This is a genomic window from Paenibacillus sp. Paensp111 (assembly GCF_059492195.1).
The window spans coordinates 542,918-555,954 of record NZ_CP168527.1; the positions used below are offsets into that span (position 1 = coordinate 542,918).

The window sequence follows — 13,037 nt, forward strand, 5'->3', positions numbered from 1 at the left end:
TAATGGGACTAGAATTATTAGAGAGGATCTAAGGCAATGAATCATAACGATTGCGACATCAAGAGACGTATCCTGTTATCCGCCAGGAAGCTTTTTGCCAAACAGGGGTATGAGGGAACTAGTGTACGGCAGATCTGTGAGGATGCAGGGGCCAATGTGGCGCTTATTTCCTATCATTTTGGGGGAAAAGAAAAAGTGTTCACCGCTTTGTTCGAGAAATTTTTCCCTGGAAAGTTAATGAGCGGTTACAGCGAGCAGCTGAGTGAACCGCTTTCGGGGCTTCGCCTGCTCATCTCGGAGATTATCCATTTCACCTTTCAGGATAGAGAGCTCAGCGGTATCGTTCAGCAGGAAGTGATGATGGATTCTCCCCGCAGGGATATTGTGATGGAATTCTTGTATCCCGTATGGAGCAAGGTAAGAGAGCTGCTGCTCAAGGGAAAAGAAGAGGGCGTGTTCGAGTTCGACTCCCTTAGCAATACACTGCTTATGGTGATAGGTGCAGCTCTTGCCCACAAACGGGTATATAACTTTGAACGTTTAATTGCCGAAGAAGAGATGAACCCGGAGCAGATTCCGGAACAGACGGTAAAATTTATTTTGCGAGGATTAGGAGTGAAAGACGCATGAACGACACCATTTCACTGCTCCACAAGCATCGGTCGATCCGGAAATTCAAGGATAAGCCGCTGGATAAGAGCCTGGTGGAGCAGATCATCAGCGCAGGTCAGGCGGCCTCAAGCTCCAGCAATGTGCAGGCCTTCAGCGTGGTAGCCATAACGGATACGGAGCGAAAAGGAATCCTGTCCGAGCTTGCAGGGAATCAGGCCTATATTCGGGAATGCCCTGTTTTTCTGGTATGGTGTGCAGACCTGCACCGCTTGAAATCAGCGGCAGAGAGACACCGTCCGGATCAGGAATCCTATGAGGATGTGACCGAGAACTTCATTATCGCGACGGTGGATACCGCACTGGCTGCCCAGAATGCCGCTGTGGCTGCGGAGTCGCTGGGCCTTGGAATAGTATACATCGGCGGAATCCGCAACCGGATTGCCGAAGTAGCCGAGCTGCTGCAGCTGCCGGACCTGGTCTATCCCGTATTCGGCATGTGTCTCGGATATCCAGACCAGGAGCCGGGTCTTCGTCCGCGATTACCGGTATCGGCTGTCCTGCACTGGGACGAATATGATATAGACAAGACGGAAGAACAAGTAGAGCTCTACGACAAGACGATGTCAGAGTATCTGCGTGAACGTACTGGCGGGCAGAAGGCCACGCCTTGGTCGGAGCTGATGGCCGAGAAGCTGACTCAGCCTTCACGTCTGCATATGCGGGAATTCCTGCGCAGCCGCGGATTTGAACTGAAGTAAGTGCTTGAATGTATAGGTGAATCAGGTTGTAGGCTTTGCATCAGCATCGGCCTGCAGTCGGGTTCACCTATTGCTGTTGACTCTGAAATGGACAGGATTAGCGGTGCCGCCATGATCCATACCTGCCCCAACATACGCTTATATGGTTCGCAGGAGCATATATGTTATAATGAAATGGAATCTCATATATGGATATGGATAATAAGGAGTCTGTTATGAATAAGAAAAATTCAAACAAAAAGCAATTTTTCAATAAAATATACCGGGCCTTCAAGCTGAACTTTCTCAAGCTGCTGCGTACCCCTGGTGGAGTGAAGAAGGTATCTCTGGGCTTCTCAATCGGCTTCGCGCTTGAGATGATTGTCATTTCATCGGCGTGTCTGGTCTACCTGATCTTCTATCCGGTCGTCAAGCTGTCAGGCGGCTCTGTGCCAGCGGCCATTATCGGGAATGTCATAGGCAAGCTGACGTTCCTTCCGATTCTGCTGATGCCTTTTGCAAGAAAGCTCGGTTCCTGGATCTATCCGCTGCACGGAAGTCGGCATAAGGGGATGATCCATGAAGCCTCCCTTATGGATATCTTCAAAGGTGATTTCACGGCCATCCGGGATGTCCTTCACGGCGGGCTGCATATTCTGATCGGAATGAGCATCTTCGGTGCCGTGCTGGGAGTTATCTCTTATTATGTCATTCAGTTTTTGTATAACAAAACAGCCAAGCGCCGGCTTGAGAAACGGCGAAGCCGAATTCTCGTCTATGAACAATTAGGATCGTGAGCGAATAGCTCCGGTCCTTTTTTGTGTGCTCGGATTTTAACTGCTTCTCCTGTCTGGGATATAATGTAAGACGAGAGTTGGACAGTATATAACTATTTATTTGTAAATAGAATGGAGGAGCAGCCGGATGAGCATTTATGAGGCGGATGCGTACGTGAGGAGCATTGAGCTGGACAGGAGCCGGATCCCTTCCTACCAGCAGTATCCTTACAATCTGGGGGTCGTCCGGAGTTTGAATAGTCTAAAGCTTCACCCCAAGGTTACGTATATCGTAGGAGAGAACGGGATGGGCAAGTCTACTTTGATGGAAGCCGTCGCCGTGGCCTGGGGATTCAATCCCGAAGGAGGCACGAAGAACTTCAACTTCTCGACACAGGACACGCACTCTCCGCTGCATGAGCATATTCGGTTGGTTCGCGGGAGGAACAGGCCTCGGGACGGGTTCTTTTTTCGGGCGGAAAGCTATTATAATCTGGCGACGAATATAGATGTGCTGGACAGGGAGGATGGCGGTCCATCTTTATTAAACTCCTACGGTGGAAAGTCACTGCATGAGCAGTCGCATGGCGAGTCTTTTTTTGCCGCCTTCATCCACCGATTCGGAGGGCGGGGGCTGTACATACTGGACGAGCCGGAGGCCGCGCTGTCCCCGCTTCGCCAGATGGCCATGCTGTCACGGATTCATGAGCTGGTTCAGCGAAATTCCCAGTTCATCATCTCCACGCATTCCCCTATTCTTATGGCATATCCTGATTCGATTATGTATAATCTGACGGCTGAGGGGATGGAAGTCACCACACTGGAAGAGACGGATCATTACATCATTATGAAGGAATTCCTTACCCATAAGGATAAAATGCTTCGTGAGCTGTTCGATTAATGAAGAGCAGACTCAGCTGAGAATGGGGTGCTCCCAAAGTCCAAGCTGTCCTTTTGCTGGAATGAACTTAGGGAGCAGGGTCATGTCCTCAACTTCCCAAGCGAAATGATCCACCCTGTAATCACCGAAAAGGTAGTCATTACCTGTAACCTCTTGACCCTCCTCCAATACTGCGGATTCCCCGCTATTCTCGGTAACCCGGCAACAATTCACAAGACGGCAAGTTGCCAGAATTACGCCAGTTGGCAGCTTCGTCTCGGTATATCCATGGTTGGCAAGGACTGAGAATACAGGTTCGTCATGGCAAGCTGCCTTATCCGTTCTTAAGCTGGCGTGAATAGCGAGCGGTCCGCGGTAATGTGTTCTCCACGATCTTGTCTCATATTTGATTTCCCCGAGAACAAAGAGACTTGCCCAGGGCTGAATCATCGACAGTACCTTCAAGAAATGATCCCCCCTCATTTTAGTTTTTTGTTTAGATTACCCTATAGTTAGTGAAGTACACCGTCGTCTATTAAGAAATTGATCGCACAAAATAATAACAGAATTAATCATTAATGGTATAAGTAAGAAAAAGCCCTCGATTAGAGGGCTTGTGTCGCATAAGCATGGAAGACAAAGGACAAAGGCATAGCAGCTAATGTTCACATTTAATAGTAAAACCGCTTCGTATTCGCATATAGCATAACCTCAGCCTGCTGAGGCGTAATTCCATGAATCGCCCCGTAAGCGGCAATAACCTCTCTTACCATACTAGGGTGGGTCATTTGCCCCGCGAATGGTCCCTCGAAAGGCCACGGTCCATCCGTCTCGGCCATAACCAGATGCTTCGGATAGCGCTGTGCCAGCTCTATAATCTCCGGCTCATACAGCAGATCCGGGGTGAACGAAATATAGTAGCCCTGGCTTGCCATGCGCTTGATTGTGTGCGGCGATCCTTTGAACCAGTGGAAGTGCGCCCGGGTAATCCGGTGCTTCTCCAGCAGGTCGCAGACGATATCCGCATCTTCATAGACGGCGTGCAGGACGACAGGCTTATCCAGCCTGGCAGCCAGGGCGAGAAGCTTGTCCAGCAGATGGATATAAGGAGCTGTATCCATAGTCTCGCCGCGTTCCTCCGCCTCAAGGCGGGAGTAGTAAGGGAGACCAATCTCGCCTACAGCTACCATCTGCTCGGCATGCTGCTCCATCCAATGCAGCAGCTCATCCACCTCACTTTCAGGCGGTATCTCCTGTTCCGGATGAAACCCGTAAGCAGGCCGAACCATGCCTGGGTATTGCAGCGACAGCTCCTGATTCCTGAGAGAGGACTCCAGGTTCATCGATACGGCAATCAATGCATGTACACCGCTGGCTCCAAGCTCGCTCAGCAGCTTCGTGCGGTCGTGCTCATCATAGGAATCAAGATGAATGTGAGCATCGATGATCGGGTTCAGCATGACGATCGTCTCCCTTCAAGCATCTTCTGTTGTTCCTCACGCATGTACTGGGTAAGCTCTCGCTTCAGGGCGAGGAAGGCAGAGTGCTCTACGATCTCCTCCCGGCGCGGGCGAGGGAAGGGAACCTGAATCTTGTGCAGCACCGTGGCCGGGCGGCTGGAGAACAGATATACGGTATCCGACAACAGCAGGGCTTCCTCAATATTGTGCGTAATGAACAGCACGGAGCGTTTATTCTCTTCCCACATATTCAAAAGCCAGTGCTGCATGTCGCTGCGAGTCAGGGCATCGAGTGCACTGAAGGGTTCATCCAGGCACATCACCTCCTGCCTGCTCAGCAGGCCGCGGAGGAACGAAGCCCGCTGCTGCATGCCTCCGGACAGCTTGTGCGGGTAGGCGGTCTCAAATCCGCCAAGTCCAGCCCGAAGAAGCCACTCCTTGGCCTCAGCCCGGGCCTCCTTAACCGGAACGCCGGCTACCTCCATCCCCAGAATGACATTATCCTCGATTGTCCGCCAAGGGAATAGAGCCGGCTGCTGGGGAACATAGCTGATATGCCCCTTCTGACCGGTGATATCCCGGCCCTGAAGCAGAATCTGCCCTTGATCGGGTTCGGTCAGACCGCCGATAAGGTGGAACAAGGTACTCTTGCCGCTGCCGGAAGGCCCGACGATAGAGACGAACTCACCAGGAGTTACGGATAGAGAAATGTCATTCAGAACGGGCAAGTCCCGCCGCTTGTTGTCCCGGAAGCTTTTGCTGACCCCGCGAACCTCGAGTGCAGGAGCCTGAAGCGATGCTTCGGGTATAGCTGATGTCTTGTCCATAATTTCCCCTCCTTAATGATTCTCCTGATCAGGCTTGTATCGGATTAACCACTTCTCCAGCAGCACAACAAGTGTGAACAGGAGCAGACTGAGGACAACGATAATCATAATGGCGACAAAAATCCGGTCTGTCCGAAATGAAGACTTCTGCATCATCATGTACTGACCGATGCCTGTCCCGCTTCCCATCCATTCCGCGATAATGGCCCCCATGACACTATAGGTCGAAGCAATCTTCACGCCAGAGACGATGGAAGGAAGCGCAAAGGGCAGCTCCAGTTTTCTAAAAATTTGGCCTTTACTCGCTCCAATCATCCGCATGTAGTTCAGCATGACATGGTCGGTCCGGGATAGTCCGTCAAGCGTGGCAACGGCCACCGGGAAGAAGCAGACCAGAGTGATTAGAATCAGCTTCGGCATTAGACCAAAGCCGAACCAGACGATGAGTAGAGGAGCCAGTGCGATTGTAGGAATATTCTGACTCAGAATGATCAAGGGATATATTGCTGATTTCAATATAGGAATGAAATGAAGTGTGGTGGCAATGAAAAGTCCTACGGCCAGGCCAATGACAAGTCCGAGCAGGGTGAGTTGAAGGGTAGAGAGGGTCTTCTCCCACAGATTAACCGGATCTGCGGCCGCTTCTCTGCCGATATCGGAAGGGCTCGGAAGTATCCATTTATCAATGCCATAGACCGATGCAGAAATCTGCCAGACGAGAATAAACAAGATGACCGCCACAAGGGGCGGCCATACCATGTTGAACCAGGATCTCATGGACGGTACTTCTCCGTCAGCTTATCCATACTTGCACCTTCCGGTGTGTACAGGATCTTGATCTGCGAAATAATGCTGGGACTTCCGAATTCAATTACCGCTTCATTCATCTTCTTCACAATGTCCAGGAGCTCGCTGAGCTCACCCTCCATCGTAGTCTCAAGCGCGTTCACCTGATGCTTCACGCCGGAAGCTTGAATAACCTCAATGGCCCGGTCGACATAAGGAATTACGTCTTCGCCGCCCGGGGTCCGCGGGATAATTTGTATACTGAGCAGGGTATTTGCCATAGATATTCTCCTTCCTATATAACAAGATAGGCACAGGCCTAAAAGATCCGTCCTACCTTGGGCAGCTTACTTGGCTTCAGGCAGGTAATCGTTCGTGAATGCCTTCTTCACATCCAGCGGCTTATCCAGCAGCTTCCGTTCATACATCCAATCGGAGTAATTCTTCCATACGGACTCTTTCTGTTCTCCCCAGCGGGCTGCATCGTCCTTATACCGCGGGCTCAGCCACTTCTGACTGGCTACGACGAGCTTCGCGTCCAGATCGGGTGCAGCTTTGAGCAGAATCTTGGCCGCCTCCTCCGGGTGATCAATCGCATACTCGTAACCTTTGGAGGTGGCGCTCATGAAGGCTTTGACCATTTCCGGATCGCTGGAGATAACCTTCTCACTCGAAGCAATGACAGGGGTGTAATAATCGAGCTTATCGGAGTAGTCTTTGACATAGAGCATATCGAGCGGCTCTCCGCGAAGCTCGGCCTCAATTCCGGTCCATCCATAGTAGATCCAGGCAAAGTCAATATCCCGCTTCACAGCTGTGAAATAATCGGCTTCTCCGATATTGATATTGGTTACCTTGGAGACATCGGCGCCCTGAAGCTCCATGATCGACTTCATGACAGCTTCTTCGACCGGAGAGCCCCAGCCGCCGTATTTCTTGCCTTCAAAATCTTTGGGAGACTTGATCTTGCGATCAACTGGAGCGGCAAAGCCTGAGGTATTATGCTGAATAACAGCCGCAAGGGATACCAGCGGAACGTTCTGGGTGCGGCCTTGGGTAATGCTCTCCTGGTAGCTGATGCCGAACTGGGCAGCTCCGGAGGCAATCATCGTATCGGCAGATCCGCTGCCGGGCTGAATAATATCCACATTGAGTCCGGCATCTTTATAATATCCAAGCTCTTTGGCTGCGTAGAGGCCCGTATGATTCGTGTTCGGAGTCCAGTCGAGCACGACCTTGATATCCTTGAGTTCCTTCTTCTCTGTAGCTGGTGTTGTCTTGTTGCCGGCCGCGGTGCTTCCGCTGTCCGCGGGCTTGGAAGTTCCACAGCCTGCAGCTGTAAGCAGGATCACACACATCAGCAGAAGCAGGCTCCACGTTCTCTTTTTCATTGATTAATGCCCCTTTTCCCTAAAAATTTAATTGTACCCTTGTTCCTGACCGTTCTACCGAAGGATCCTTAAGAGGTGTAATGCAAAGAAAAAGGCGTCCTGGACAGGACGCCTTCGTGCGCATGAAAGATTGGAATTACCAAACATTTCTCGTTCCTACGCTGGCATTATCCAGATCAGGTATACGGGTTAGCATCTTTGGGATGCACTCTCAGCCGGCCGAATTCCAGCTCCCCGGGTCTTTGAAGTTATTACTAGAAGTATTATAGTCCCACCCTATGGGCTTGTCCAGTAAAGGAGAGGATGCACGGTTCATCCTGCCTGTCTATGGGTACACTAACGGTGAGCGCCATTTTGAAATAGGAAGGGAGCAATTGACATGGATCGTCAGCAATTGGAATCGCAAATTGAACAAGCCTTGAAGGCAAATAAGTTTGGTTCCTTCGGAACTGTCGAGAACGGCGGACCGAAGGTGCGTTACATGGCCATTTACCACGAGGGACTGACTATATACCTGGCTACCGACCGCAAGACTCATAAGGTAGAAGAACTTCAAAACAACCCTAAGGCTGCGCTTCTGCTAGGATTTGAGCAGGGAGGCACAGGGGAGATCGTTGAAATTGAAGGTGAAGCGACCGTCAGCAGTGAAGACGGGCTGAAAGCCAAAGTCTGGAGAGATGATTTCAAGCAGTATCTGGACGGGCCGGATGATCCTGACTATGTCGTGATCAAGCTGACCCCTTCAAGAATTGAGTTCGTACCGAAAGGTGCAGAACGTCAGGTGTGGACGGCCTAACAACTCATATGGTATTTACTTAGCCCGGGACTAATGGTTCCGGGTTTTCTGCGTAACGCGCGGTGAAAATTCTATTTATTGCAGCCTGGACATGTTATAATGAAATCGACATATTTCGGCAAAATTTGCCAAGGAGGGCACTTATGAACTGCAGCAGCTGCGGAGTACAACGTCCCATTGAAGACAAAGGAGTCATTTCTCTTCGCCCTATTACCCCTGAATACATTTCTCTGCTGACACGTGAAGGGTTCAAGGTCGTCTGTGACAACAATATATGCTCAGTTCTATACCACTCCCGGGCGGAAATTCTCAAGTTAATTCAGTGTATACGCATGGCCGGTGTGACCGATGCAGAAGATATATATATGAGTATTGAAGGAGAGGCGATCCTGCCAGATCGACCGGTATGGGTACCGCTTTCTCAGATGGAATCGAGATTCCATCATCACGGGATTGTTGAGATTATTGTTGGAGAACGATTCACCAGCTATATGCAGCCTATTGTAAGCACCAGCACCCGGGAAGAAGTAGTGGGCTTCGAATTTCTGATGCGCCCTTCTTCTGCCGAGTATCCTTTTAATCCTTTTGAATTGTTTGAAATTGCCCGCGAGACGGGGCTTCATTCCTTCCTTGACCGGGCAGCGCGCATCTCGGCCATTGAGATTAGTGCTCTTCACCTTCCGAGAGGCTTTAAACGGTTTATTAACTTTCTTCCCTCTTCCATTTATAATCCGCAATACTGTCTGACTCATACATTTGAGGCTATTGAGCGTCATTCGCTGGATCCCAAAGATTTCGTGTTCGAAGTGGTGGAGACGGAGCAGATTCATAATATGGCTAACCTTCTGGATATCTTCGAAGAGTATCGCAAGAACGGAATCTCGGTGGCGCTTGATGATGTGGGGGCGGGTTATTCCACACTTGCAGAAATGTCCCGGCTAAGACCCGATTATGTGAAGATCGACCGGAGCCTGGTGGATGGAAGCAGCCGCGACAAACGCAAGCAGCAGGAAATTATGAACATCATTGAACGTGCGAAGGACTTTGGCGGCAAGGTGCTGGCCGAGGGAATTGAAGATCGTGAAGACTTTGAATTCTGCCGCGCCCATGGAGCGGCCTACGCCCAGGGTTATCTATTCGGCAAGCCGATGCCGGAGCCTCCGCAGGGCCTGACTCAGGCCTTTGTCCCATCATTATAAATAGGCATCCCCAGTGGATGCCTTGTTTTTTCCATCTCTTCCAAGGGATGTCGGTTCGGATTTGCTTTTTGCTGGAAACGGGGTTATAATTAAATCAATTGACTCCTGGAGCGATATTCTCATATTGAAAAGAGTGTCACTTACACAAGCTGGAACTTTTTTCAATGTGTGAATTTTTTTTTACGGAAAAAAGGAGCATATTAATTTTTTTTACTTTTAGGGAGGCTACCCCAAATGGAAACAGGAACAGTTAAATGGTTTAACGCTGAGAAAGGATTTGGCTTCATCGAAGTTGAAGGCGGCAACGATGTATTCGTGCATTTCAGCGCAATCACTGGCGAAGGCTTCAAGACGCTTGACGAAGGACAGCGCGTACAATTCAACGTTGTTCAAGGCAACCGCGGACCGCAAGCTGAAAACGTTGTAAAACTGTAACGCAAACCATACTGCCCTTAACGTGTGCGTTAGGGGCAGTTTTTTCTTTTTTTCTTTTAGAGGTTGGAACAGAAGGAGGATAATCATGAATTATCGAAAAAAAACGTTAGAAGAAATTCCTGAGGAGATCACACCGATTTGGTCCTGCACCAATGACAGTTGTAACGGATGGATGAGGGATAATTTTGCGTTTGACTACACTCCTGCTTGCCCTCTATGTTCTTCTGAGATGGAGAAGAGTTCAAAGATGCTTCCCTTGCTCGTTAACAACAACGCCGATATGAAGTCCCTTAAGAAGGGCGTTCAAATCGATCAGTAAGCCTGATATCAATTAAGGGGCCGTCCCATAAGACGGCCCCTTTTATTTAGGAATTCGATCTGTGCCAGGGTAGGCTAAGGGAACGAACGTTGCGCCCTTACACCTGGCAAGTTCTCTTGCCTAGCGCTGAAACAGCTCGATCCATTCTTTCTCGGGGCCATAGATGAAGAAGTACCGGCATCCGTTAGGCAGGGTAGTAATCTCCGAATCAATAAATTGAACGTGCTCGAAGGATTGGATACGCCGAAATTCCTCTTCAATATCCGGAACGGTAATGGCAAAGTGATGCACGGTTGCTTCAGAAGGCAGCTTATCGCTATAGCCTTGAATCAGCTCAATCTCCGTTTCGTCGCTGCCCCCGAATCCCAGGAAAGCCAGCTTAAAGATTCCGTTGGAATGAAGCAGGGTTCCCTTTAGCTCAAGTCCAAGCACCTCGGTATAGAATCGAATGGATGCCTCGATATCCCGAACGACTACCCCGACATGATCAACCTTTCGCTGCGCCATATGTATCCGTCTCCTTTTTGATCATAAATTTATAACGATTATGCAAGTGTAAGACCCACTTGTCAAGTCGGATTAATGTAATGATTGAAGCGGATGAAACAGGATAAGAAAAAGGCTACCCATTATGGATAGCCTCGTGTCTTCATTATTGTACGGGAGTATGTGTCTTGAGAATAGTCTGGTAATGCTTCCACATGAATAACCGCCAGCGGAGAATCATACCGTAAGCCAGCAGGAAGAACAGGGCACCCGTCTGCGGCACGGAGACATATTGCTCGATGAATTCATGAAGCAGCATCCGAACGGCGAGCAGTCCAAGCAGGACAACAATGAAGCTTCGGGAGCGCTGTGCGAATACCTGGCCATCCATAACTTCGAACTTGGTACTACGGATTAGCGGGTAAGAGAATAACAGCCAGCCCACGGCAAAAGCAGCAATTCCCCATAGCCACGGAATGCGGACGGCAGGCACGATGAACATGAAGAATCCGGTCGTCATCCCCACCGGGGGCATGATAATCTTCTTCACCGTTACCGGTCTTTTGCTGGCTTTGAGCCGGATAAATATAGTTAGCAGGGCCATAATCAATGTTCCCGCTGTGGCGGCGATTTGTAGATACGTAGGACTGAGCTGCATAAATTCAGGCCCCTTTCAAAAGTGAACAATTCTGTTCCTCATTATATCACAATTGAGCGATAGGAATGAATAAAAGAACGGTCGGCCCTGGAAGAGGCTATGGTTCTTCATATATTGTCATGAAAGAGGGATTATACTACTCTATTCGGGTATATATATATAGGAATATACAAGAAGGAGACCTGAGGCAAATGACGAACAATAGCCAGGAGAATACGATTTTGTTATATGTGGGCAGTTATGCTTCGGCTGACGAGGGTGGGATTCACCTAGCGGCTCTAGATAAGGAGACCGGAGAGCTTCGATTAATACACAGCAAGTCCGGTATCCAGAATCCCTCTTTTGTCATTGTGAATGGAGATGGAACCCGGCTGTATTCCGTTGCTGAATTGGAGGACGGCCAAGTTGCCGCTTATGAAATTAATCAGGAAGACGGAAGCCTTCAGGAGCTGAACCGGGAGTCTACAGGAGGATTTGCGCCTTGCTACATATCTTATACTCCGGGACCGGAAGGCCAGTTATTTGCCGTGAATTATATGAGTGCAGAGGTAAGCAGCTATAATCTGGATGAGAACGGGGCAATTGAGAAGCTTGCCTCGCGGGTCAAGCATGTGGGCAAGGGACAGCGTGAAGACCGGCAGGAAGCCGCCCATGCGCACTCTATTGTGCTGGATCGTGATGGGAAGTTCGCGTACGTGTCAGATTTGGGAATGGATCAGATCGTCATCTACCGTGTAGAGGATGGCAAGCTTGTCACGCACAGAGAGATCAAGCTGCCGCCAGGCTCAGGGCCAAGACACTTCAAAATCCACCCTTCGGGACAATGGGCATACGGAATTAATGAGCTTAACAACACGGTGACTGCATATTCTATAGATGAACCCCGTGGAGATTTGGGTATTCTCCAGCATATATCTACGATTCCGGAAGACTTCACAGCAGAGACAACCAGTGCGGAATTGGCCATTTCCCCATGCGGACGCTTTCTGTACGGCTCGAACCGAGGGCATGACAGCATTGTACGCTACCGGATCGACCAGGAGAGCGGAAAGTTATCCGATCCTCAGTGGGTATCCAGCGGGGGTAAAGGGCCGCGTCATTTCTTGATTACACCCGGCGGGTATCTGCTGGCCGCCCATCAATACAGTGATAACCTGGTCAGCTTCCGCATTGATTCCGAGACAGGTATTCCAGAAAAGACTGGGCATGAGCTTCACCTTAGCAAGCCGGTCTGCATTGCGCTGGCCAAGCCTTCCCAGAGCTGAAGAAAGTCCTATAGTCAAGGCATGAGCTGTCTGATCTTCGCTTGGCGGTTCGTGTCAGTGTAGAGTTTGAAATCGCTAAGCGCTTCGTGGTAGTGAAAATCCACCTTTAATTGAAGCGTTCATGATAGTGGAAGAGCCGGAACTCCGCTCAGCGGGCTGTTACCCGAGTGCTTCACTTAGCAGCTCCTGCCGGTTTGACGGGCTCAGTTGCATCTATAAATTCGCATGTTAAAAACCACAACAGGGCTTCTCCTGCTGTGGTTTTTTGCTGTGTCTGTAGGCCTTTAAATATTTTAGCGGACTGACGGAAAAAAGGTTTGACAATATACGCCGCATACAATTAAAATAACAAACATAACTTACTAAACAGGTAGGATTAATTTTAAATTTAGATTAAGATATTTAATGAC

17 protein-coding genes and 1 riboswitch are annotated in these 13,037 nt (G+C 49.7%); of the genes, 9 read left to right on the forward strand and 8 right to left on the reverse strand.

The genetic code is table 11. The features are described 5' to 3' along the window. Positions 1-36 precede the first annotated feature (36 nt). The 4 genes from ACEN86_RS02565 (at position 37) to ACEN86_RS02580 (ending at position 3,026) form a co-directional block, all read left to right on the forward strand. On the forward strand, positions 37-630 hold the full coding sequence (locus ACEN86_RS02565) for a TetR family transcriptional regulator (RefSeq protein ID WP_495632816.1): 594 nt from the start codon (positions 37-39) through the stop codon (positions 628-630). Beyond that, positions 627-1,370, forward strand: coding sequence for an oxygen-insensitive NADPH nitroreductase (gene nfsA, locus ACEN86_RS02570; protein ID WP_495632817.1), 744 nt, complete (start codon positions 627-629; stop codon positions 1,368-1,370). Before ACEN86_RS02565 ends, nfsA begins: the two co-directional genes overlap by 4 nt. A 215-nt stretch (positions 1,371-1,585) precedes the next feature. Continuing rightward, positions 1,586-2,146: a DUF2062 domain-containing protein gene (locus tag ACEN86_RS02575; RefSeq protein WP_495632818.1), complete on the forward strand. Its 561-nt coding sequence runs from the start codon at positions 1,586-1,588 to the stop codon at positions 2,144-2,146. A gap of 127 nt (positions 2,147-2,273) precedes the next feature. After that, positions 2,274-3,026, forward strand: coding sequence for an AAA family ATPase (locus ACEN86_RS02580; protein ID WP_495632819.1), 753 nt, complete (start codon positions 2,274-2,276; stop codon positions 3,024-3,026). A gap of 12 nt (positions 3,027-3,038) precedes the next feature. On the opposite strand, the gene ACEN86_RS02585 is transcribed toward ACEN86_RS02580, so the two are convergent. The 6 genes from ACEN86_RS02585 to ACEN86_RS02610 all read right to left on the reverse strand — a co-directional run bounded on the left by ACEN86_RS02585 (position 3,039) and on the right by ACEN86_RS02610 (position 7,469). After that, positions 3,039-3,470 carry an ASCH domain-containing protein gene (locus tag ACEN86_RS02585; RefSeq protein ID WP_495632820.1) on the reverse strand — a complete coding sequence of 144 codons (432 nt, stop codon included), beginning with the start codon at positions 3,468-3,470 and terminating at the stop codon, positions 3,039-3,041. A gap of 206 nt (positions 3,471-3,676) precedes the next feature. After that, the gene (locus ACEN86_RS02590) at positions 3,677-4,465 is read right to left on the reverse strand and encodes a TatD family hydrolase (RefSeq protein WP_495632821.1); all 789 of its coding nucleotides are present in this window, start codon (positions 4,463-4,465) and stop codon (positions 3,677-3,679) included. After that, the gene (locus tag ACEN86_RS02595) at positions 4,459-5,292 is read right to left on the reverse strand and encodes an ABC transporter ATP-binding protein (RefSeq protein WP_495632822.1); all 834 of its coding nucleotides are present in this window, start codon (positions 5,290-5,292) and stop codon (positions 4,459-4,461) included. The genes ACEN86_RS02590 and ACEN86_RS02595 overlap by 7 nt, the downstream gene beginning before the upstream one ends. 12 nt (positions 5,293-5,304) lie before the next feature. Then, positions 5,305-6,069 (reverse strand): ABC transporter permease, encoded by a 765-nt coding sequence (locus tag ACEN86_RS02600; RefSeq protein WP_495632823.1) that lies wholly within the window; start codon positions 6,067-6,069, stop codon positions 5,305-5,307. Continuing rightward, positions 6,066-6,359, reverse strand: a complete 294-nt coding sequence (locus tag ACEN86_RS02605; RefSeq protein ID WP_127199056.1) for a thiamine-binding protein — start codon at positions 6,357-6,359, stop codon at positions 6,066-6,068. Before ACEN86_RS02605 ends, ACEN86_RS02600 begins: the two co-directional genes overlap by 4 nt. 66 nt (positions 6,360-6,425) lie before the next feature. After that, positions 6,426-7,469, reverse strand: coding sequence for an ABC transporter substrate-binding protein (locus tag ACEN86_RS02610; protein WP_495632824.1), 1,044 nt, complete (start codon positions 7,467-7,469; stop codon positions 6,426-6,428). Between the two features lie 136 nt (positions 7,470-7,605). Beyond that, positions 7,606-7,716, reverse strand: a riboswitch (TPP riboswitch). Between the two features lie 132 nt (positions 7,717-7,848). Between ACEN86_RS02610 and ACEN86_RS02615 the strand changes: the two genes are divergently transcribed. The 4 genes from ACEN86_RS02615 to ACEN86_RS02630 all read left to right on the forward strand — a co-directional run bounded on the left by ACEN86_RS02615 (position 7,849) and on the right by ACEN86_RS02630 (position 10,218). Beyond that, positions 7,849-8,265, forward strand: coding sequence for a pyridoxamine 5'-phosphate oxidase family protein (locus tag ACEN86_RS02615; RefSeq protein ID WP_495632825.1), 417 nt, complete (start codon positions 7,849-7,851; stop codon positions 8,263-8,265). Between the two features lie 143 nt (positions 8,266-8,408). Then, entirely contained in the window at positions 8,409-9,464 is a 1,056-nt protein-coding gene (locus ACEN86_RS02620) for an EAL domain-containing protein (RefSeq protein WP_495632826.1), read from the forward strand. A 234-nt stretch (positions 9,465-9,698) separates the two neighbouring features. Then, positions 9,699-9,899: a cold-shock protein gene (locus tag ACEN86_RS02625; protein WP_009223993.1), complete on the forward strand. Its 201-nt coding sequence runs from the start codon at positions 9,699-9,701 to the stop codon at positions 9,897-9,899. A gap of 85 nt (positions 9,900-9,984) precedes the next feature. Next, positions 9,985-10,218: a cold-shock protein gene (locus ACEN86_RS02630; protein ID WP_127199052.1), complete on the forward strand. Its 234-nt coding sequence runs from the start codon at positions 9,985-9,987 to the stop codon at positions 10,216-10,218. Positions 10,219-10,338: 120 nt separating this feature from the next. Here ACEN86_RS02630 and ACEN86_RS02635 read toward each other — a convergent pair whose 3' ends face one another. Beyond that, positions 10,339-10,725 (reverse strand): VOC family protein, encoded by a 387-nt coding sequence (locus ACEN86_RS02635; RefSeq protein ID WP_495632827.1) that lies wholly within the window; start codon positions 10,723-10,725, stop codon positions 10,339-10,341. Positions 10,726-10,870: 145 nt separating this feature from the next. Next, on the reverse strand, positions 10,871-11,362 hold the full coding sequence (locus tag ACEN86_RS02640) for a CcdC family protein (RefSeq protein WP_495632828.1): 492 nt from the start codon (positions 11,360-11,362) through the stop codon (positions 10,871-10,873). Positions 11,363-11,553: 191 nt separating this feature from the next. On the opposite strand from ACEN86_RS02640, the gene ACEN86_RS02645 reads away from it, so the two are divergent. Continuing rightward, positions 11,554-12,627 carry a lactonase family protein gene (locus ACEN86_RS02645; RefSeq protein WP_495632829.1) on the forward strand — a complete coding sequence of 358 codons (1,074 nt, stop codon included), beginning with the start codon at positions 11,554-11,556 and terminating at the stop codon, positions 12,625-12,627. The last annotated feature ends 410 nt before the right edge of the window (positions 12,628-13,037 follow it).